The sequence below is a fragment of the Pseudobutyrivibrio ruminis CF1b genome, from assembly GCF_000424005.1.
Lineage (GTDB): Bacteria > Bacillota > Clostridia > Lachnospirales > Lachnospiraceae > Pseudobutyrivibrio > Pseudobutyrivibrio ruminis_C.
In genome coordinates, this window is the sequence record NZ_AUJB01000009.1 from 23,492 (window position 1) to 46,206 (window position 22,715).

Consider the following 22,715-nt stretch of genomic DNA (forward strand, 5'->3'; position numbering starts at 1 on the left):
GTTACACATACAATCCTAAATATTGCTTTCAGTCACTAGATGTTCCTTTCAGCAACATTTAGAGATTGTCTGCTACAGGCTATTTAAAATTTACTAACAGATTTCGGCACCTGCTGGCATCGCATTCTCTGGTGTCATGAGTGAGAGATTACCCTCAGCATCCTCTGCACAAAGAAGCATACCCTCTGATAATACACCTGCAAGCTTAGCTGGCTTAAGGTTTACAAGAACCATAACCTTCTTTCCAACCATCTCTTCTGGTGTGTACTGCTTTCTAATTCCTGAAACAATCTGCTTTGTCTGAGAACCAATCTTTACCTGTGAGCAAAGAAGCTTCTTAGAACCCTTAACAGCCTCGCATGCAACAATCTTTCCTACCTGGAACTGCATCTTCATGAAATCATCGAAAGTTATCTCTGGCTTAGCCTCGATATCGATGCCTTCCTCCTCATCATCAGCCTCCTCTGGCTGTGCTGGATGAAGCTCAGCAACCTTTGCCATTACCTCATCAAGGTCAAGACGAGCGAAGAGAATCTCAGGTGTCTCTGTAACCTTTCCACCATTTGGATAGTGACCAAATGTAGAAAGCTCATCGTAAGGAATCTCCTTTGTTCCAATCTGAGCAAGAATCTTCTCAGATGTCTCAGGCATAAATGCCTTGAGGAGAGTAGCACCAATTGAAATACCCTCTACAAGGTTATAAAGAACAGTAGCAAGTCTGTCCTGCTTTGCCTCGTCCTTTGCAAGTGCCCATGGCATTGTCTCATCGATATATTTATTACATCTCTTGAAGAGATTGAAGATTTCTGTGATAGCGTCAGCAACACGAAGATCTGCCATCTTCTTTTCAACTGCTGAAACTGTACCTGTAACTACAGCCTTAAGATCTGCATCTACGTCCTCAGCTACACCCTTATCCTCTACAACGCCACCGAAGTACTTGTTGCTCATAGAGATTGTACGGTTTACAAGGTTACCAAGTGTGTTTGCAAGGTCTGAGTTAACACGCTCAACCATAAGTGGCCATGAGATAGCACCATCGTTTTCGAATGGCATCTCGTGAAGAACGAAGTATCTAACAGCATCTACACCGAAGAAATCAACGAGCTCATCTGCGTAGATAACATTTCCTTTAGACTTAGACATCTTGTCATCTCCACCATCAGCAGCCTTAGTAAGAAGCCATGGATGACCAAATACCTGCTTTGGAAGTGGAAGATCAAGAGCCATAAGGAAAATAGGCCAGTAAATTGTATGGAAGCGGATAATATCCTTTCCGATAAGGTGAAGGTCTGCTGGCCAAAGTGCCTTGAACTGGTCTGTAGACTCACCGTCACACTCATATCCAATACCAGTGATATAGTTTGTAAGGGCATCAAGCCATACATATACAACGTGCTTTGGATCGAAATCTACTGGGATACCCCATGTAAATGATGTACGGCTAACACAAAGATCCTGAAGACCTGGAAGTAAGAAGTTGTTCATCATCTCGTTCTTACGTGATACAGGCTGAATGAACTCAGGATGTGTGTTGATGTATTCAATAAGCTTATCTGCATATTTGCTCATCTTGAAGAAGTAAGCTTCTTCCTTAGCTGGCTGAACCTCACGACCGCAGTCTGGGCACTTGCCATCTACAAGCTGTGACTCAGTCCAGAAAGACTCACATGGTGTACAGTAAAGTCCTTCGTAAGAAGACTTATAGATATCGCCCTTATCATAGAGCTTTTTGAAAATCTTCTTAACCTGCTTCTCATGATCCTCATCTGTTGTACGGATGAACTTGTCATAAGATGTGTTCATTAAATCCCAGATATTTCTAACCTGGCCAGAAATGTTATCTACAAATTCCTTTGGTGTAACGCCTGCTTCTGCAGCCTTAAGCTCGATTTTCTGACCGTGCTCATCTGTACCAGTCTGGAAGAAAACGTCATACCCTTCCTGTCGACGGAAGCGTGCGATACTATCTGCAAGGACAATTTCGTATGTGTTTCCAATATGTGGCTTACCTGATGTGTAAGCAATGGCTGTTGTAATGTAATAATTCCCTTTGTTGCCCATTTCTAATAACTCCTACTCTTCAAATATATCATCTATTTTCTCTCCGCAAGCACTACAGAATCTGGAACCCTCTTTAACCATGGCTCCGCATTTAGGGCAGGCCATTCCGCCCTTTTTCTGCATAATTTCTTCAGAGATTTCTTTTATTCTAAGGACTACGGCTGTGATTTCTTTGATGTCCTCATCATCCTCGTCCTTATGTGCTTCATAATATTTCTTACCAAGCTTTTCATAAAGCTTGATTAATTCTGCTTCTTTTAGCTTTTTGTCGTACTGGAGCTTGGTCATGTCTCCTGCATTCTGAGCCATTTTTCCAAGGTCTTTAGTGGTGTTAACAATGTTATCTGATAATTCATCAAAAAATCCCATAGGTGACCTCCTTCTCAAAACGTTACAACCCCTTTAAACCTTTTGATTTTAACATAACAACTGACTTTTTACCACCATTAGCGGGCTCTACATAACACCGCCATCACGAATGATAATATAAGCTAAATATCCAAAATAAAGTGCAAGCATAATCACACCCTGGAATCTTGATAAATTCTTTTTCACAACGCACATGAGCCATACAATTGCTGAAAATACAACAAGGAGAACGGCATCAATAGCATTTACAGTAAGATAATCAAGTGGTGAGATAGCAGCAGCTGTACCTAAAATCAATAAAATATTAAAGATATTAGAACCAACTACATTTCCGATAGCCATATCAAGAGCATTCTTTCTGGCTGCAACAATTGATGTAACAAGCTCTGGAAGAGATGTTCCAAGTGCCACAATTGTAAGACCTACAAGTGTCTCTGACATGCCAAATTTAAGTGCGAGAGTAGTACATGAATCTACAACCCAGTCACCACCAAACTTGATAGCAACAGCACCACCGATAATATAAACAATACATCTCCATACTGGGAGATCTTCGATTTCATTTTCTACATCAATCTCTGCCTCAAGAGCTGCTTCTTTACGAGACTTCTTTGCTGAACAAAGCATTGAAAGAAGGAAGATGATAAATGCTACAAGGAGAATAAGACCATCTACATGTCCAACCTCGTTTCCAATAAGACCCATTACCATAAGTGCTAAAGCACAGCCTACAGAAAATGGAAAATCTTTTTTGATTGTATCTTCACTAACATCTAGCACAGAGAACAGTGCACAGCTACCTAATACAACCAATAGATTGAAAATGTTGGAACCTACAACATTTCCGATGGCAAGCTGATTGCTTCCTGCAAGAGAAGCTGTAACAGATACTGAAAGCTCTGGAAGAGAAGTACCCATTGCAACTATTGTCATACCAATAATAAGGGGAGGAACGTGAAGCTTGTTTGCTACAGCAGAAGCTCCTTCAACAAAGAAATCTGCTCCCTTAATCAAAAATACAAATCCTACAACCAAGAGGATTAAAGCTCCTGGTATGGTCTGAAAAAATGCTGTCATTTTGGCCTCCTAAAATCCAAGTGTGATTCCCATTGTATGCTCAAGAAGAATCTTTACACCCAGGAATATTAAAATAATACCACCTAAAAGCTGCGCTTTTGCCTTATATCTGTCTCCAAATATATTTCCAACATAAACACCGCCTGAAGATATAACAAATGTTGTTACACCTATGATTGCTATAGCTCTAAGTATATTGAAATTCTCTTCAAAAGAAAAGGTCACTCCACAGGCAAGTGCATCGATACTTGTTGCGATAGCGAGAAGAGTAAGTTCCTTAAAATCAAGAGGTGGATCCATCTCCTCTACACAATCTTTATCTTTCCACTCTTTGATAGCATCTACAACCATTTTTCCACCAACATATAGAAGCAAAATGAAGGCAATCCAATGATCATATGCAACTATCTTCTTTGCAAAAGTAGTGCCAAGCGCCCATCCAATTAAAGGCATTAATGCCTGAAATCCTCCAAAAAACAGCGCAATTACAAACATCTGTCTTTTGTTTACCTTTCTCATAGCAAGACCTTTGCAAATAGCTACTGCAAAAGCATCCATCGAAAGACCTACTCCTAAGAGTAATATGTCCAATAAACTCATTAATAAACTCCTTTTATTGCATTATATTATGCCATCTTCTTGTCGAATTTTTTATAAAGCAAGTTAACAATAAAATAGCTAATGATACCACCACATATACCGATAATAGTGCCAGCTAATACATCGGTAGGCCAGTGAACAAATAAATAAAGTCGGCTAAGGGCTATAGCTGCTGCAAGAATAATAGCTGGAATACCTAACTTTTTATTGCGGGTAAAGATAGCAGTAGCAACTGTAAAACTGGCGTTTGAATGGCCTGATGGAAATGAAAAATCATGAGGAATATTCACAAGCATATTAACATCAGTCTCCAACCAGCATGGTCTGCATCTCATTAATCCTGGTTTTAAAACAAGGTTACATAAAATAAATGTCATTATAAGTGCAATTAACCCCTGTACACCCATTTTCCTGTTATAAGGCAAAATTAGCAGAAGGAGGATAATTACAATCCAAAACCATCCTGCATTTCCCAAAAATGTAATCTTTGGAACAAGAAAATCTAATACAGAGTTATGAATACTCTGAAACCAGTGAAGCAAATCAAGCTCCCAGTCAAAATAAAAGATATTACCAATATTACTTATACTCTCCATTAAAAATCCTTTCTAGCAAAAAAGTGCCAAAGCAAAGCCTTGGCACGAAACTTTATACTGTAATCTTACAGAATGATTTCTTGCCCTTCTTAAGCATGAATTCTTCTGCGAATGCGTCTTTTTCGTAAGCTGCGAATGGATCTGCAACCTTTTCTCCGTTTACAGAAACACCACCCTGTGTTACAGCACGTCTTGCCTCTGCACGGCTAGCTGTAAGTCCTGCTGAAACAAGAATCTGAAGGATGTCTACCTTACCATCTCTGAAATCCTCTTCTGCAAGAGTGTGAGTTGGTACATTCTCTGAATTAGCTCCACCTGCAAAGAGTGCCTTTGAAGCCTCACGTGCTTTGTCAGCCTCCTCTGTACCGTGAACCATCTGAGTAAGCTCATAAGCTAAGATATCCTTTGCTTCATTGAGCTGTGCACCTTCCCAGCTGTCCATCTTCTGGATTTCCTCGATTGGGAGGAATGTAAGCATACGGATGCACTTAAGAACATCTGCATCACCAACATTTCTCCAGTACTGATAGAACTCGAATGGTGAAGTCTTGTTAGGATCAAGCCATACAGCGTTACCTGCTGTCTTACCCATTTTCTTACCCTGTGAATCTGTAAGAAGAGTAATAGTCATAGCGTGAGCGTCCTTACCAAGCTTACGTCTGATAAGCTCTGTACCACCAAGCATGTTAGACCACTGGTCATCACCACCGAACTCAAGGTTACAGTTGTATTTCTGGAACATGTAATAGAAGTCATAAGACTGCATAATCATGTAGTTGAATTCAAGGAATGAAAGTCCCTTTTCCATACGCTGCTTGTAGCACTCTGCACGAAGCATGTTGTTAACTGAGAAGCAAGCACCTACTTCTCTAAGAAGCTCTACATAGTTAAGGTTAAGAAGCCAGTCAGCATTGTTAACCATAAGAGCCTTATCATCAGAGAAATCAATGAAACGCTCCATCTGCTTCTTGAAGCACTCAGCGTTGTGATCGATATCTTCACGAGTGAGCATCTGTCTCATATCAGTACGACCAGATGGATCACCAATCATAGTAGTACCACCGCCGATAAGAGCGATTGGCTTGTTACCAGCCATCTGAAGTCTCTTCATAAGTGTGAGAGCCATAAAGTGACCGGCTGTAAGGCTGTCTGCAGTACAATCAAAGCCTATATAAAAAGTTGCCTTGCCCTCGTTAATTAATTTTTTAATTTCTTCTTCGTTCGTTACCTGGGCAATCAGGCCACGAGCTACTAACTCGTCATAAATTGTCATTGCATTTCCTCCTTACTTTATTTCAATAGTTAGTATATTTGATACTTAATTATAAACAAAAATCCCTCGCCCCCATTACTAGGGTCGAGGGATTTGAAAGAGGTGCCAACCAGATTTGAACTGGTGATAGAGGTGTTGCAGACCTTTGCCTTACCACTTGGCTATGGCACCATATCATATATAACAAGTAAAACGGAGAAGGAGGGATTTGAACCCTCGCGCCGGTTGCCCGACCTACACCCTTAGCAGGGGCGCCTCTTCGGCCTCTTGAGTACTTCTCCAAGTTGTAGGTAATTACTTATTTTGTTTCGACGCAAGTGTTATTCTACTAGAGTAATACACTAATGTCAACAAAAAAATGGGGAAATCTTAACGATTTCCCCAAGTTTTTTTTCTCAACCTTTAAGTAGTTTTAAAACTAGCGAAATCCGCATTAATTAGCTGACTTCTCTGCGTACATGAAGTACTTATTCTGATTAAGAGAAGTATAAATTCCAGTTACATTTGTCTTCTGGAGATAGATATCATTGTAGAAGTAGATAGGTACTACAGCATTTGTCTCCATAAGCATATCCTCTGCCTCACGCATAAGGTCTACACGAGCTGCAAAGTCTGTTGTCTTGTAGATTTCGTTGATTTTCTCGTCATATGCCTTCCAGTCTGGAGCTGCACTGCTAGATCCCTTACCAAGCTGCATGTCGTTGTTACCACCAGTTGATAACCACATCTCAAGCATGTTGATAGGATCGTTGAAGTCTGCAATCCATCCCTCACGAGCGATATCAAACTTACCAGCTTTTCTATCCTCAAGGAATACGTTCCAGTCCTCTGTCTCGATCTTAACATCGATACCTACAAGGCCCCAATCCTGCTGGATGCATGCTGCGATAGCTTCGTGACCTGTACCTGAGTTTGTCATGTATGTAACCTCAAGAGCTGGGCTGATCTTGTATCCGCCATTGCCATCAGACTCGAATGAGTAACCACACTCCTCAAGAAGGCTCTTAGCCTCTTCTACGTTACCTGCACCTGTAGTTGTTGCATCATAGTAACCAAAATCAGAAGCCTCGAATACACCGCCGTTACCATCAGCCATTCCATCAGGAATGAATGTATCAGCTGGTACCTGACCTGTCTGACCTACTGTATCTACGATGTACTGTCTGTCGATAAGAAGTGAAAGAGCCTTTCTCATCTTAGAAGCCTGCTCAGGTGTAAGACCCTTGAATAAATCAGAGTTTACATTGAAACCAACATAGTATGTTCCAAGTGTATCGATTACGTGGAACTCTGGGCTGTTGAGAAGTGACTGAATCTCATCGTTTGGTACTGTATCAGCGAAGTCGATGTCACCTGAGTTGTAAGCAGCGTAAATAGCTGTATCATCTGCTGAAAGCATAAACTGGAGCTTCTCAAGCTTAACATCATCAGCTCTGTAGAAGTTAGGGTTCTTCTCATATACCATTGACTCGTTGTGCTTCCACGCTGTAAGTGTGAATGCACCGTTTGATACGAAACCTGGCTCCTGTGCCCAAGCACCTGGCTGTGTTCCATCTGGGTTAGCAGCCTCAACATCTGCCTGGTATACTGGCATGAATGTTGGGAATGCAAGAAGGTCGAAGAAATATGCACATGGTGCATTAAGCTCAACCTTAAGTGTGTAATCATCTGTTGCCTCAACCTTAAGTGTGCCGTCTGCGTTAGTTGCGATTGGAGCAAACATGTAAGCATAGTCAGCTGCTGTCTCCTCAGCTACTGCACGGTTCCAGCTGTATACGAAATCATTAGCTGTAAGTGCTTCACCGTTAGACCACTTTGACTCGATTAACTTGATTGTGTAAGTAAGTCCATCCTCTGACATCTCTGGCTCACCATCAGCAAGAGCTGGTACAAGGTTGTTGTTCTCATCGTATGTGTAAAGACCTACGAATGAGTTAACTGCAAGACAAGCACCATCAACTGATGAGTTGAGTGCTGGATCGAGATAATCTGGCTCTGATGCAAGATTAAGTCTAAGTGTTGTTGTGTCTGTATCTACTGCTGTAGCCTCAGCTGGTGCCTGGTCAGCTGTGTCAGTAGATGATGTGCCTGCGTTCTTATTTCCGCAAGCAACAAGGCTTGCTGCCATTGAAGCAACAAGTAAAACCGCGATAAGTTTCTTTTTCATGCTTCCTTTTCTCCTTTTTTGAAATAATTTTTATCTCAAGCCCCAAAGCTTAAAATACATAATATAAGAAAAATGTGTATTTTATTTGTTCCAGCATGCAACAAAGTGACGATCTCCTCTGTCTGTAAGAGGTGGCATCTCCTTAGCACACTGTTCTGTAGCATATCTACATCTTGTTCTGAATGGACAACCGCTAGGCATCTTTAATGGACTTGGTACATCGCCCTCAAGGATGATTCGCTGACTCTTTCGTGCTGTCTCTGGATCTGGAATAGGTACAGCTGAAAGAAGTGAAAGAGTATATGGATGAACTGGATTGTTATTTAAATCATCAGCATCCGCAATTTCCATAATGTGTCCTAAGTACATAACAGCAATTCTGTCTGAAATATGATGTACTACAAGAAGGTCGTGAGCGATGAAGAGGTAAGCAACTCCGAGCTTTTCCTGCAACTCTTCAAACATATTTACAACCTGTGCCTGAATAGAAACATCAAGGGCAGATACTGGCTCATCACAAACGATGAACTTAGGATTTACAGCAAGGGCTCTTGCGATACCGATTCTCTGACGCTGTCCGCCTGAGAACTCGTGAGCATAACGCATTGCGTGCTCCGCATTAAGTCCTACAGTCTCCATTAATGAAAGGATTTTGTCTCGGCGTTCACCCTTAGAAGAGTAAAGCTTATGAACATCAAGAGGTTCACCGATAATATCCTCAACTGTCATACGTGGATCAAGTGATGAATATGGATCCTGGAATACCATCTGCATCTGCTTACGGTATGGATGCATATTTACATCAATCTTTTTCTCACTATCAAAAAGAACATTTCCATCAAATACGATACGACCTGCTGTAGGCTGGTAGAGACGAAGGAGAGTACGACCAACTGTTGTCTTACCACATCCTGACTCACCTACAAGACCAAGTGTCTCGCCTGGCTTAATAGCAAATGAAATATCATCAACTGCCTTAAGGGGTACTGTTCTAAAACCTTCCTTAATTGGGAAGTACTGCTTTAAATGTTCAACCTCAAGGAGGTATTTTTCTTCACTCATTACTATGCCTCCTTACTTTCGTATAATTCTTTTACATTCATCCAGCAGCTAGCCAAGTGTGAATCACTGATTCTAAGCTCATCTGGTACTTCCTTAAGACAAATTTTCATTGCCTCATCACAACGAGGGCAGAATGCGCAGCCCTCAGGCATATTAAGAAGATTGATAGGTGTACCACCGATTGGTACAAGCTTTTCGTTCATGTTATCTGTACGAGGGATTGAACGAAGAAGTCCCTTTGTATATTCGTGAGCTGGGCTGTAGAAAATATCATCAGCTGTTCCTCGCTCACATACACGTCCACCGTACATTACAAGGATTTCATCGCACATTGATGCGATAACACCAAGGTCATGAGTAACCATGATGATTGCCATTCCAAGCTTCTTCTGAAGTTCCTGCATAAGCTCAAGAATCTGTGCCTGAATAGTAACGTCAAGAGCTGTTGTAGGCTCATCAGCGATAAGAATGTCTGGCTCACAAGCAAGAGCCATAGCAATCATATCTCTCTGTCTCATACCACCTGAATGCTCATGTGGATACTGTTTAATACGCTTTTCTGGATCATTAACACCTACAAGCTTTAAGAGCTCGATTGCTCTTTCCTTAGCCTGTGCACGTGTTTTGTTTGTGTGAAGCATAATAGCTTCCTCAAGCTGATAACCTACAGTAAATACTGGGTTTAAGCTTGTCATAGGATCCTGGAAGATGATAGAGCATTTACTTCCTCTAAACTTCTGCATCTCTCTTTCAGAATACTTTGTTATGTCTTCGCCCTTAAAGAGAACCTCACCACCTGTGATACGTCCTGTCTGAGCGAGAATTTGCATTATTGAATATGCTGTAACTGATTTACCTGAACCTGACTCTCCAACGATTCCAAGAGTCTTACCTGGCTCTAAGTTAAAGCTTACGCCGTTAACTGCTTTGACCTCACCTGCATCTGTGAAAAAGCTTGTATGGAGGTCTTTTACTTCAAGTACATACTTTGAATCTGCCATAATTACCTCCTAAATTAATCAAGCTTTGTATCGAATGCATCTCTAAGACCATCGCCTAAGAGGTTGAGTGCAAGTACGATTAAGCAAATAATAATTGCAGGAATAACAAGTCTTCCTGGATATGACTGCATTCCTGATCTGGCATCATTGGCAAGTGAACCAAGTGATGCAAGTGGAACTGATACACCAAGTCCTAAGAATGACAAGTAGCTCTCTGTGAAGATAGCACTTGGAATCTGAAGAGCTGTAGTGATGATAATTACTGATAAACAGTTAGGTAAAATATGTCTCTTCAAAATCTTTGCATTTGAAGTACCAATACATCTTGCTGCAAGTACGTATTCGTTATTCTTAATTGTAAGAATCTGACCTCTGATAAGACGTGCCATACTTACCCAATAAAGCAAACCAAATACGATGAACATGGAAATCATATTTGCACCTAGTGCTGAAAATACTGTTCCTGTAAGCTTCCCCGATAAATTCTCCTTCAAGACAACTGAAAGTAAGATGATGATAAGCATATCTGGAAGAGAGTAAATGATATCAACGATTCTCATCATGATAAGATCGACTCTGCCGCCGAAGTAACCAGCAACTGAACCATAGATAATACCGATGATTACTACCATGATTGCTGCTACAACACCTACTGCAAGAGATACTCTTGTACCGTAGATAACACGGATAAAGTAATCTCTACCAAGACCATCAGTACCGAAGATGTGTGGGAAAAGATCCTCACCTGTCTGCTCCATATACTGTAATTCTTTCTGTGAATATTCGAAAAATCCTAAGTTTGCACTTCCCTTATCTCTTACGCCACCAACTGAAATAATCTGGTCATAAGAGTATGGTACGAAGTGTGGTGTGATTAAAATAATCAAAATAATAAGTGCAAGAACCACGATACTTCCCATAGCAAGAGGATTCTTGCGAAGTCTTCTCATACCATCCTTAAAGAATGTAGTAGACTCACCCATAACGTCCTGCTGACGCTTTTCCTCATCTGTCGCTTTCTCAAAATTAGCTGAACTGAATTTTGAAAGATCTACCTGAGCTGACAGGAGGTTTTTCTTTATTTCTTTATTATCCAATTTCTTAATTCCTCCTAATCAAGCTTAATTCTAGGGTCAACCATCTTGTAAACAATATCTGTGATAAGGTTTGCAATTACCATGAGGATTGCAAGGAAAATTGTTACAGCCATGATAGTTGTGTAATCTCTGTTAGTAATTGATGTTACGAATGTAGAGCCAAGTCCACCGATAGTGAAGATATTTTCTACTACCATTGATCCAGTTAAGATGTAAGCAACCATTGGACCTACATAAGTGATAACTGGGATAAGCGCGTTTCTAAGAGCATGAAGGAAAATAACCTTAAGCTTTGAAACACCCTTTGCTCTAGCTGTTCTAACGTAATCCTGATTAAGAGCATCAAGCATACTTGTCTTTGTAAGACGTGTGATGTATGCCATAGGATAAACTGCAAGTGCAATTACTGGTAATGTGTAATTTGGATCAGAACCTAATGAAACTACAGGGAACCAGCCAAGTCTTACACAGAAAACAAGCAAAAGAAGAGTAGCAAGAACGAAAGATGGCATTGCTGTTCCCAGTGTAGTGAAGAAAATTATCAGTCTGTCTGGTAATTTGTTTCGATTTAAGGCTGCTGTAGCACCAAGGATAATTCCAAGAATGATTGCTACGATAGCTGCTCGTCCACCGAGCTTTGCTGATACTGAAAATTTACTCATCATATCATCCCAGATAGGACGACCAGAGTGAAGGGAAATTCCCCAATCTCCGTGAAGAAGATTTTTCATGTAGAGAACATACTGCTCTCCAACAGGTTTATCCAGATTATATCTGGCTTCCAGAGTAGCGATTACTGCTGGGTCTGTGGCCTTTTCTTTGTTGAAAGGACCGCCTGGAATAGCGTTCATTGCAAAGAAAGTTATCATTGTAATTATCCAAATGGACACTATCGCCAGTAAAACTCGTTTTGAAATGTACTTTACCAAAACATTTAACTCCTTTTCTAAAATTTCTTTCTTTTATATTTGGCTAAATTCTTTGATAGCTGTTTCATAAAGATTATTTCCTTCGCTGTCGATTACGACTATCACTGGAAAATCCTCTACATATAGCTTTCTGATTGCCTCTGCTCCGAGGTCGTCATAGCAAACTATCTCAGAATTTTTTATGCATTTTGAAAGTAGTGCACCTGCTCCGCCTACTGCTGCAAAATAAACACCCTTATTTCTAACAATGGCATCGATTACCTCTGGTGTTCTTTTGCCTTTTCCTATCATAGCCTTCATACCAAGGTCTAAAAGACGTGGTGCGTATTTATCCATACGACTGGCAGTGGTAGGACCTGCAGAGCCTATAGGTCTTCCTGGTCTGGCAGGAGATGGACCCATGTAATAAATTGTGCAATTTTCGATTGGTATTGGAAGTTCTTCTCCCTTGTTAAGAGCTTCGTTCATACGGCCGTGAGCTGCATCTCTAGCCACATAAATCTCGCCTGAGATATAACAGTAATCTCCCGAATGTAATGAACTTGCTACTTCAGATGTGATTGGTGTTGTTATCTTGTGCTCCATTATAGTTTCCTCGTAATATGTCTGTTTACGTGACAGCAAATATTAATTGCAACTGGCAATCCTGCAATATGGGTCGCATAAGTATTAATATTTACCGCTAGAGCAGTAGTAGTTCCACCAAGTCCGCCTGGGCCTATGCCAAGTTTATTTATCTTTTCAAGCATCTCATCCTCTAAATCCTTTACCCAAGGAATTTCTGGACGTGCTGAAAATTCTCTTGTAAGTGCCTGCTTTGCCATAAGTGCTGATTTTTCGAAGGTACCACCAATTCCTACTCCCACAACCATCGGTGGGCAGGCATTTGGTCCAGCATCTCTTACTGCAGTAAGGATAGCTTCCTTTACTCCTTCAATTCCATCTGCAGGCTTTAACATAAATACACGGCTCATGTTTTCTGAGCCGAAACCTTTTGGAGCCAGCGTGATTTTTAGTCCGTCTCCAGCAACTAAATCGTAATGTATGATTGCTGGTGTGTTGTCTCCAGTATTGACTCGCTCTATAGGATCACCTACGACTGATTTTCTAAGGTATCCTTCTGTATATCCAAGTCTGACTCCCTCGTTAATAGCGTCAGTTAAAAGTCCTCCTTCAATGTGAAGATCCTGACCTACCTCAACGAAAAATACTGCCATTCCAGTGTCCTGGCATATTGGAATCTGTTCCTGATCTGCTATAGTTAAATTTTCTTGAAGTTGGGTTAAAATTTTCTTACCGAGCTCAGATTTTTCCGTGTTAACTGCATTCTTAAGTGCTAAATTCATATCTTCCGAGAGATAATGATTAGCCTGTATACACATTTCCTTAACGGTGTCTCGTATAATTTCTGTCTGTAAATTCTTCATCAATATATCCCGATACCACTTTACATTATTCTCACTTTAAACTATTAAAGCGTTTGTTTAACAAAAAAGGGACTGCTATCTATTAAATAACAGCCCCATTGCTATTACGTTAATTACTATACTTCGGTTGTTGAACCTTCATTTAATTCTTCAACCTCTTCTGCAAGTATTGTATCACTTTTTCTAACTTTTGCAATGCTTATTAATTTAGTATTTTCTTTTAAGTCGATTAATTTAACTCCTGATGTAATTCTACTAAGGAGTGTAGTGCCTGCAACTTCGATTCTAATGATAGTACCTGCAGTATTGATGAGCATTACCTCATCATCCTTTTCAACAGCCTTTGCTCCGATAAGGTTACCAGTCTTTTCTGTAATCTTGTAGCACTTAACACCCTTACCACCACGGTGGATTGTGTTGAACTCCGTCATAAGTGTACATTTACCAAGACCGTTTTCTGAAACAGTCATAAGGCTTTCACCCTGAGAAATAAGCTGCATTCCAATGATTACGTCATCAGCTGAAAGATTCATACCGATAACACCCATTGTCGCACGACCAGTAGCACGAACCTCAGTCTCGCTGAAGCGGATAGCCTGACCATACTTTGTAACCATGATTACATCTTCATCACCGTCTGTAAGCTTAACCTCGATAAGAGTATCATCATCACGAAGTGTGATAGCTGTAAGACCGTTCTTTCTGATGTTGTCATATTCAGTAATCTTAGTCTTCTTAACAAAACCATCAGCTGTAGCCATGAAGAGGTATTTATCCTCATGGTAATCCTCGATAGGAATCATAGCTGTAATCTTTTCATCTGGCTGAAGCTGAAGAATATTTACGATGGCAATTCCTCGGCTTGTGCGGCTAGACTCCGGAATCTCGTATGCCTTGATACGATATACCCGACCCTTATTAGTGAAGAATAGGAGATAATCGTGAGATGACATCATGAGCATTTCAGTAACGTAATCCTCATCGATGGTCTCCATACCTTTGATTCCCTTACCACCTCTGTGCTGAGCCTTGAAGTTGTCCTCGTTCATACGCTTGATGTAACCAAGCTTTGTGAATGTAACAACTGTATTTGTTACAGGAATCATATCCTCCATGCTGATATCGAATTCGTCGAATCCGATTGATGTACGTCTGTCATCACCATACTTATCAGCGATTTCTGTGATTTCAGTTTTGATTACTCCGAGAAGAATCTTCTCATCACCAAGAATAGCCTTCAATTTTCCAATTAAAATCTGTAAATCATCATATTCCTTCTGAATCTTGTCACGCTCCAAACCTGTGAGAGCACGGAGACGCATATCAACAATGGCCTGAGCCTGAGCATCTGAAAGACCAAAACGCTCCATCAATGTGGCCTTTGCTGAATTTACATCAGCGGAACTTCTGATAATCTGAATTACTTCATCAATGTTATCAAGTGCAATGAGCAAGCCCTCTAAGATGTGAGCACGCTCTTCAGCCTTGTTTAACTCGTACTTTGTACGACGAGTAACAACATCTTTCTGGTGATTAAGATAGTGCACAAGCATCTGCTTAAGATTAAGAATCTTAGGCTGATTATTTACAAGTGCAAGCATAATTACACCAAATGTATCCTGAAGCTGAGTATGCTTGTAAAGCTGATTTAAAATGATGTTAGGATTTACATCACGGCGAAGCTCGATACAAACACGGATACCTTCACGAGATGACTCATCACGAAGATCTGTGATTCCGTCAATCTTTTTATCCTTAACAAGCTTAGCGATATTCTCGATAAGTCTTGCTTTATTTACCATGTATGGAAGCTCAGTAACAACGATTCTGTTCTTACCATTTTCCATAGGCTCGATTTCTGAAACGGCACGAACTCTAATCTTTGCACGGCCAGTTCTGTAAGCCTCTTCAATACCTGTCTTTCCAAGGATTACACCACCTGTTGGGAAGTCAGGACCCTTTACGATATCAAGAAGCTCATCGATTTCTGTCTCTCTGTCTTCTTCAACCTGATTATCAATGATTTTATTAACAGCACCAATAATCTCACGAAGGTTGTGAGGTGGAATATTGGTAGCCATACCAACGGCGATACCAGTAGTACCATTAACAAGAAGGTTAGGGTAGCGGGCTGGAAGAACAGTAGGCTCTTTCTCAGTCTCATCGAAGTTTGGCATAAAGTCTACGCCATCCATATCGATATCCTTACCAGTAGTGAACTTCTCGTCCTTGTAATTGATACCGAACATTGTCATGGAAATCTTTGAAAGACGAGCCTCAGTGTATCGCATGGCAGCGGCACCATCACCGTCCTCAGAACCAAAGTTTCCGTGGCCATCTACAAGTGGGTAACGAGTGTTCCACTCCTGAGCCATATTAACAAGAGCTCCGTAAATAGAACTATCACCATGAGGGTGATATTTACCCATTGTATCACCGACAATACGCGCACATTTTCTGTGTGGCTTGTCAGGACCATTGTTCAATTCAATCATAGAGAAGAGAACTCTACGCTGAACTGGTTTTAAACCATCTCTTACATCTGGAAGTGCACGTGAGGCAATAACGCTCATGGCATAATCGATGTAGCTGGTCTCCATTGTTTCTTTTAGATCAACATCATGAATGTTATCAAAAATTTTGTCGTCCATAGTTTTCCTTTATCTTTTGCTTTTTGGGGCGAAGCCCCGATTTTTTATATAAAAATTAGATATCCAAGTTCTGAACATACTTAGCGTTCTGCTCGATGAATTCACGTCTTGGCTCAACTTTATCTCCCATAAGAGTAGAGAAAGTAACGTTGATTTCTGATGCATCTTCATCATCGATAACTACACGCTTAAGAATTCTCTTTTCAGGATCCATTGTTGTCTCCCAAAGCTGCTCAGCATCCATCTCACCAAGTCCCTTGTATCGCTGAATCTTGTTATTGTTATCACGACCAACCTCAGTAAGAATATTGTTTAATTCTTCATCAGAATATGCATACCAAACTTTTTTATTCTTCTCCAACTTGTAAAGTGGAGGAGTAGCAAGATATACATAACCCTGCTTAATAAGCTCAGGCATGAATCTGTAAAGGAATGTAAGCATAAGTGTGGCGATGTGAGCACCGTCAACGTCGGCATCAGTCATGATAATAATCTTATGATAACGGAGCTTTGAAATATCAAAGTCCTCATGAATACCTGTACCGAAAGCTGTAATCATTGCCTTAATTTCAGCATTTCCGTAGATTCTGTCCTCGCGGGCCTTTTCTACGTTAAGAATCTTTCCACGAAGTGGTAAAATAGCCTGAGTTGCACGGCTTCTTGCTTTCTTAGCTGAACCACCAGCCGAATCTCCCTCTACGATGAAAATCTCGCAGTTCTTAGGATCTTTATCTGAACAGTCTGCAAGCTTTCCTGGAAGTGACATTCCTTCAAGAGCTGTTTTTCTACGAGTGAGATCACGAGCTTTACGAGCTGCTTCTCTTGCTCGCTGCGCAAGCAGCGATTTTTCGCAGATATTTTTAGCAATTGTAGGATTCTGCTCAAGGAACCATGTAAGCTGCTCTGAAACGATAGCATCAACAGCACCTCTTGCCTCAGAATTTCCAAGCTTCTGCTTTGTCTGTCCTTCAAACTGTGGCTCCTCAATCTTAATTGAGATGATAGCAGTAAGACCTTCACGGATATCATCACCATCAAGCTGTGGATCACTGTCTTTTAAAATCTTGTTGTCTCTAGCGTATTTATTAAATACCTTTGTAAGAGCTCCTCTGAAACCAGTAAGATGAGTACCACCTTCTGGAGTAACGATGTTATTTACATAACTGTAGGCCTGATCCTGGAATCCATCGTTGTGCTGCATAGCAACCTCAACATAGATATTGTCTCTTGTACCTTCACAGTAAATAACCTCATCATAAAGAGCTTCGTTACCACGGTTAATATACTGAACAAATTCCTTGATTCCACCTTCGTAATGGAAGCTTTCCTCTCTAGGCTCTTCACCTCTTGTATCATTAAGAGTGATTCTAAGTCCCTTTGTAAGGAATGCTGTCTCACGAAGTCTGATTTTTAATGTCTTGAAATCAAAGACAGTTGTCTCAAAAATTGTGTCGTCTGGAAGGAAAGTGACCTTAGTTCCTGTCTCTTCTGCTGGGCAGGTACCAATTTCCTTAAGTGGATACATAGTCTTTCCACGCTCATAACGCTGCTTGAAAATCTTTCCTTCACGCTTAATTTCTACTTCAACCCAGTTTGAAAGGGCATTAACAACAGAAGCACCAACACCGTGAAGACCACCAGATACCTTGTATCCGCCACCGCCGAACTTTCCACCGGCATGAAGTACCGTAAATACAACCTCAACCGCTGGAATACCAGCTTTACTGTTGATACCAGTAGGAATACCACGTCCATCATCAACAACAGTAATTGAATTATCTGGATTAATTGTTACCTGGATATGTGTACAAAAACCTGCAAGTGCCTCATCAACGGCATTATCAACTATCTCATATACCAAGTGATGAAGACCTCTTTCAGATGTAGAACCAATATACATACCAGGGCGCTTTCTAACAGCTTCAAGTCCCTCTAAAATTTGTATTTGATCTGCACCATATTCCTGATTAACTTCTTGACTCACTATCGTTCCTCCGTAATTAAATCTATAGAACCATTTGTTACTTTATAAACTGTATTAAGCATAAATCTATTTTTTACAAATTCATCAAGACCAGTACAGGTAATGATTGTCTGTGTATCAAGTAGATTATCTAATAAATAACTTTGACGATTTTTATCAAGCTCTGATAATACATCATCTAAAAGTAATATTGGTTTATCATTTATTGTATCTTCTACAAGCTTTATTTCTGAAAGCTTAAGTGAGAGAGCACAAGTACGCTGCTGTCCCTGACTTCCAAATTTTCTAATATCAATTTCATCAACAGTGATTTTAATATCATCCCTGTGAGGCCCTACACTTGTTTGGCAAAATCTTAAATCCTTTTCTTTGTTATTTACTAACTCATCAAGAAAAAAGATATCTTCGATATTAGGCTCGTAGCTGACATTTATATTTTCTTTACCGCCAGTAATTTTACTGTGAATATCTTTAACAATGATGTTGATATCATCAATAAATTTTTGACGTCTTGTTATTATCTTTTTGCCATAATTAATCAACTGCTCATCCCAAATTGGAAGAGTTTCTTTTAATTCTGGCTTATATATAATTTCTTTTAAAAGGGTATTTCTTTGATTAAGAGCTTTATTGTAATTAGTCAAATCAGAAAGATATATTTTATCAATCTGACAAAGCTCTGTATCCATAAATTTTCTTCTTTCAGCAGGACCATTTTTGATGATGTTTAAATCCTCTGGAGAAAAGAAAATTATATTTATAAGACCAAATAAATCCGCAGCTTTTTTTATTGGAACTCTATTAATAGCAATTCCTTTGGATTTATTTTTTTTCAAATGAATATCTATTTGATAATCCCTGTCGTTTTTAGAAACCACAGTTTTAATATGACTTTCATTTTTATCAAATTTGATAATTTCTTTATCACGACTGCCTTTATGAGATTTTGTAGTACCTGATAAATAAGCAGCCTCTAAAATATTAGTTTTACCTTGGGCATTGTCTCCAAAGAGAATAGTAGTATGTTCATCAAAATTTATATTTAACGAATCATAATTTCTAAAATTCTCTAGCTCAATGGATTTAATTATCATTAGTAACTGTTACGCTTTCTCCATTAAATTCAACAACATCACCAGGGTAAATCTTTTTGCCACGGCGAGTTTCAACCTCGCCGTTATATTTTACTAAACCATCTTCAATAACTTCTTTAGCCATTGCACCTGATTCAACAAGATTAGCAAGCTTAAGAAGCTGACCTAATTTAATAAATTCGTCTCTAATTTGAATCTTTTCCATTAATTTGCTCCTGGATTATTAAAGTTTACAGGAAGAACAATGTAAATGAATGAACCTTCATCATCCTTAATGAAGCATGGGCTCTTAGCATTAAGCATGTAAAGATTGATTTCTTCATCATCGATAACCTTGAGTGCATCCATAACAAACTTTGGATTAAATCCAATCATGATGTCCTTACCCTCTTTAACAATATCAATATCTTCATTCATAGAACCAATGAATGATGAAATTGAAAGTGACATTGTATTTCCAGCTGCATTAACAATAATTGGCTTTTTATCTCCTTCATTAACAAGGATTGTAGCTCTGTCGATACAGTCAAAGAATTCTCTTTTATTAATCTTAATCTTTGTTTCATAATCAGCAGAAAGCATCTGCTCAATCTTGAAATATTCGCCTTCAATAATTCTTGAAACAACAGTAGTCTGATCAAATTCAAAAATGATGTGATTATCAGTAACGAATATATTTACTTCATCATCAATACCACCATCTACAATCTTAATGATTTCATTAAGTGTCTTCTTTGGAACAACAACCTTAACATCCTCAGCTGGATTCTTAAGTTCAACATTTCTGATAGATACTCTGTGTCCATCAAGAGCAACAACCTTAAGCTTATTATCTTTAATTTCAATAAGCTCACCTGTCATCATCTTATTATTTTCATTATCAGCAACTGAGAAGATAGTCTGTCTAATGATATCTCTAAGAGTAAGCTGAGAAATAACAATAGGCTGATTTCTTTGAATGTTTGGAAGATAAGAGAAGTCTTCTCCAGATTTTCCTATAATATCAAACTTAGCTTTTTCACATGTGATAGATGTTCTGTAAGCTGAATCAGTTTCAATAGTAACTTCATTATCAGGAAGCTTTCTAACAATCTCAGAAAACTTCTTTGCATCAAGAGCAATGATACCTCTTTCTAAAATAGAACCATTAACAATAGTTTCAATTCCGATTTCCATATCATTAGCTGTAAGTTTTATCTCTCCAGCTGATGCATCAATAAGTATACATTCAAGTATTGCCATTGTAGTTCTAACTGGAACTGCTTTTGAAACAATATTGACACCTTTAACAAGGTCGGATTTTTGACAAGTGATTTTCATTGGTGTTCTCCCTTTCAAAAAAAAATAAATAAAAAATATATTCTTAGTACTCTTATTATAGGTTGTGGATTTGTATATAACTGTGAAACCCCAGTATCTACACGTAAAACATGGTCTAATAACTTTTAAAAATCTGTGAATTAATTATTGATAATGTATGGATAGATTGTGAATAAAAATTGTCTAAATTTTTAAATATCTACCGTTTTTGAAAATGATTAACATATTGTTCACAGATTATCCATAATGTTATTAACAAGTTTTCCACATTAATTTGGATTAATCTTTTTCTTAATAGTTTCTACAAGACTTTTTGTGTTTTCATCTTTTTCAATTTCTTCACCGATTTTGTTAGCTCCGTGAATAATTGTGGAATGATCTCTTCCTCCAAGAAGAAGACCAATTGCCTGAAGTGATGAGTCTGTCATTGTATTACATAAGTACATTGCAATCTGTCTAGGTCTGGCAACATTATTTGATCTGTTTTTAGATGCCATCTGATCAACAGTAAGATTAAAGTGTTCTGCAACTACTTCTATAATAAGCTGTGGTGTAATTTCTCTTGAAATGTTAGGAGATATGAAATTCTGTAATTCTCTTTCAGCAATCTCCATTGTGATATCTATCTTTTCAAGTCTTGAGAAAGCAATAAGCTTATTTAAAGCACCTTCGATTTCTCTAATGTTTGACTGAATATTTTCAGCAATATATTTTCTGATTGATTCATCAAGATTGAAGTTTTTATCTTCAACCTTCTTATTAAGAATAGCCATACGTGTTTCATAATCTGGATATCCAATATCAGCCATAAGACCCATATCGAATCTTGATTTGAAACGATCATCCAAAGTCTCCATATCCTTTGGTGGCTTATCTGATGAAATAACAATCTGCTTTCCCATTGCATGGAGAGCATTAAAGGTATGGAAAAACTCTTCCTGAGTTGCTTCCTTTCCTATAATAAACTGAATATCATCAACCATTAAAACATCAACTGTTCTATATTTATCTCTAAAACGCTGCATAGCAGTAGCATTAGAATTAGCTCTCATGTTTTCGATAACTTCATTTGTAAATTCCTCTGAAGTTACATATAAAATATGAGTATTTGGATTTTGATTTTCAATGTAATTTCCAATAGCCTGCATTAAGTGAGTCTTACCAAGTCCAGGACCTCCATATATATAGAGGGGATTGTAAAATTCACCAGGTGATTCAGCAACAGCAAGAGCTGCAGTCTGAGCGAATCTGTTATTTCTACCAACGACAAAATTATCAAAAGTAAATTTTGGATTTATAGTAGTATTGCCAATTTTCTTTTCATTATATGTTGGAGCTTCTTCTATATTAATATTTACATTTTTTTCTTTTTTGATTTGGTTTGCATTATCCTGAGATATAACTAAGATTTCATCGAATTGAATTCCTGTGATTTCTGCGATTGTTACTTTAAGTGGTGTAGCGTATTTTCTTGTTACATAACTAAGTGTCATTGTATTTTGATCACCACTGTAGGTAAGATATAATTTGTTATCTTCTATTTGAAATAATTCCAGAGGTTTGATCCAAGAATCATAAGATACATCTGTGATTGCATATTCATTTTTTAAATAGGAAAGTATCTCATCCCATTTCTTAACAATTTCTTCCATATATAGTCCCTTTTATCCACAATTTTAAACTATTTATTATTCTAAACTAAATAAGGCATTTTAGCAATAATTACTATTATAATGGTGTAGGGGATTGTTTAAAGCAAAAAGAGCCTTATTTTTGAAATTTGAGCCTGTATTTAGCCTGCTAATTTTTATCCACAACTGTCAATTTCAGTTATCCACAAAAAACAGCCTTTATTTTACTATAATTGTTATATTTATTGTGGATAAATTAATTTTTATCACGTCTTATCCACATAGTTTTCCACACATTGTAGATAACATTTAATTTTTTTTGAGGGTTTGAACACAACATTTAGTATTCCATTTTGATAGTTTTATTAAGATA

Annotated in this window: 19 protein-coding genes and 2 tRNA genes; all 21 read right to left on the minus strand. The window is 38.7% G+C overall.

Annotation, left to right across the window (positions count from 1 at the left end; all coding sequences use genetic code 11):
* Nucleotides 1-93: 93 nt before the first annotated feature.
* The 21 genes from metG to dnaA all read right to left on the minus strand — a co-directional run bounded on the left by metG (nucleotide 94) and on the right by dnaA (nucleotide 22,363).
* A complete protein-coding gene (metG, locus tag G592_RS0106660) occupies nucleotides 94-2,064 on the minus strand; it encodes a methionine--tRNA ligase (protein WP_028247137.1) in 1,971 nt (656 codons plus the stop codon).
* A 12-nt stretch (nucleotides 2,065-2,076) separates the two neighbouring features.
* Nucleotides 2,077-2,433: a zinc ribbon domain-containing protein gene (locus G592_RS0106665; RefSeq protein WP_028247138.1), complete on the minus strand. Its 357-nt coding sequence runs from the start codon at nucleotides 2,431-2,433 to the stop codon at nucleotides 2,077-2,079.
* An 87-nt stretch (nucleotides 2,434-2,520) separates the two neighbouring features.
* The gene (locus tag G592_RS0106670) at nucleotides 2,521-3,510 is read right to left on the minus strand and encodes a calcium/sodium antiporter (RefSeq protein ID WP_028247139.1); all 990 of its coding nucleotides are present in this window, start codon (nucleotides 3,508-3,510) and stop codon (nucleotides 2,521-2,523) included.
* Nucleotides 3,511-3,519: 9 nt separating this feature from the next.
* Nucleotides 3,520-4,110 carry a manganese efflux pump MntP family protein gene (locus G592_RS0106675; protein ID WP_028247140.1) on the minus strand — a complete coding sequence of 197 codons (591 nt, stop codon included), beginning with the start codon at nucleotides 4,108-4,110 and terminating at the stop codon, nucleotides 3,520-3,522.
* Nucleotides 4,111-4,136: 26 nt separating this feature from the next.
* Nucleotides 4,137-4,706, minus strand: coding sequence for a phosphatase PAP2 family protein (locus G592_RS0106680; protein ID WP_051194799.1), 570 nt, complete (start codon nucleotides 4,704-4,706; stop codon nucleotides 4,137-4,139).
* Between the two features lie 52 nt (nucleotides 4,707-4,758).
* Nucleotides 4,759-5,979 (minus strand): tyrosine--tRNA ligase, encoded by a 1,221-nt coding sequence (gene tyrS / locus G592_RS0106685; RefSeq protein WP_028247142.1) that lies wholly within the window; start codon nucleotides 5,977-5,979, stop codon nucleotides 4,759-4,761.
* A gap of 100 nt (nucleotides 5,980-6,079) precedes the next feature.
* A tRNA-Cys gene (locus G592_RS0106690) sits at nucleotides 6,080-6,150 on the minus strand.
* A 22-nt stretch (nucleotides 6,151-6,172) separates the two neighbouring features.
* Nucleotides 6,173-6,260, minus strand: a tRNA-Ser gene (locus G592_RS0106695).
* A 152-nt stretch (nucleotides 6,261-6,412) separates the two neighbouring features.
* Nucleotides 6,413-8,146, minus strand: coding sequence for a peptide ABC transporter substrate-binding protein (locus G592_RS0106700; RefSeq protein ID WP_028247143.1), 1,734 nt, complete (start codon nucleotides 8,144-8,146; stop codon nucleotides 6,413-6,415).
* Between the two features lie 81 nt (nucleotides 8,147-8,227).
* Nucleotides 8,228-9,208 carry an ABC transporter ATP-binding protein gene (locus G592_RS0106705; RefSeq protein WP_028247144.1) on the minus strand — a complete coding sequence of 327 codons (981 nt, stop codon included), beginning with the start codon at nucleotides 9,206-9,208 and terminating at the stop codon, nucleotides 8,228-8,230.
* Nucleotides 9,209-9,210: 2 nt separating this feature from the next.
* Nucleotides 9,211-10,209 (minus strand): ABC transporter ATP-binding protein, encoded by a 999-nt coding sequence (locus G592_RS0106710; RefSeq protein WP_028247145.1) that lies wholly within the window; start codon nucleotides 10,207-10,209, stop codon nucleotides 9,211-9,213.
* 14 nt (nucleotides 10,210-10,223) lie between these two features.
* Nucleotides 10,224-11,306 carry an ABC transporter permease gene (locus tag G592_RS0106715; protein WP_242830151.1) on the minus strand — a complete coding sequence of 361 codons (1,083 nt, stop codon included), beginning with the start codon at nucleotides 11,304-11,306 and terminating at the stop codon, nucleotides 10,224-10,226.
* A 14-nt stretch (nucleotides 11,307-11,320) separates the two neighbouring features.
* Nucleotides 11,321-12,235: an ABC transporter permease gene (locus G592_RS0106720; RefSeq protein ID WP_028247147.1), complete on the minus strand. Its 915-nt coding sequence runs from the start codon at nucleotides 12,233-12,235 to the stop codon at nucleotides 11,321-11,323.
* 33 nt (nucleotides 12,236-12,268) lie between these two features.
* Entirely contained in the window at nucleotides 12,269-12,820 is a 552-nt protein-coding gene (locus tag G592_RS0106725) for a Fe-S-containing hydro-lyase (RefSeq protein ID WP_028247148.1), read from the minus strand.
* A complete protein-coding gene (locus G592_RS0106730) occupies nucleotides 12,820-13,662 on the minus strand; it encodes a fumarate hydratase (protein WP_036952148.1) in 843 nt (280 codons plus the stop codon). Before G592_RS0106730 ends, G592_RS0106725 begins: the two co-directional genes overlap by 1 nt.
* 116 nt (nucleotides 13,663-13,778) lie before the next feature.
* A complete protein-coding gene (gene gyrA / locus G592_RS0106735) occupies nucleotides 13,779-16,313 on the minus strand; it encodes a DNA gyrase subunit A (RefSeq protein WP_028247150.1) in 2,535 nt (844 codons plus the stop codon).
* Between the two features lie 55 nt (nucleotides 16,314-16,368).
* Entirely contained in the window at nucleotides 16,369-18,297 is a 1,929-nt protein-coding gene (gene gyrB, locus G592_RS0106740) for a DNA topoisomerase (ATP-hydrolyzing) subunit B (RefSeq protein ID WP_330365407.1), read from the minus strand.
* Nucleotides 18,297-19,391 (minus strand): DNA replication/repair protein RecF, encoded by a 1,095-nt coding sequence (gene recF / locus G592_RS0106745; protein ID WP_028247152.1) that lies wholly within the window; start codon nucleotides 19,389-19,391, stop codon nucleotides 18,297-18,299. The genes gyrB and recF overlap by 1 nt, the downstream gene beginning before the upstream one ends.
* Nucleotides 19,381-19,596 (minus strand): S4 domain-containing protein YaaA, encoded by a 216-nt coding sequence (gene yaaA, locus G592_RS0106750; RefSeq protein ID WP_028234157.1) that lies wholly within the window; start codon nucleotides 19,594-19,596, stop codon nucleotides 19,381-19,383. Before yaaA ends, recF begins: the two co-directional genes overlap by 11 nt.
* Nucleotides 19,596-20,711, minus strand: a complete 1,116-nt coding sequence (dnaN, locus tag G592_RS0106755; RefSeq protein ID WP_028247153.1) for a DNA polymerase III subunit beta — start codon at nucleotides 20,709-20,711, stop codon at nucleotides 19,596-19,598. The genes yaaA and dnaN overlap by 1 nt, the downstream gene beginning before the upstream one ends.
* Before the next feature lie 269 nt (nucleotides 20,712-20,980).
* Nucleotides 20,981-22,363, minus strand: a complete 1,383-nt coding sequence (gene dnaA / locus G592_RS0106760; protein ID WP_028247154.1) for a chromosomal replication initiator protein DnaA — start codon at nucleotides 22,361-22,363, stop codon at nucleotides 20,981-20,983.
* Between the last annotated feature and the right edge of the window lie 352 nt (nucleotides 22,364-22,715).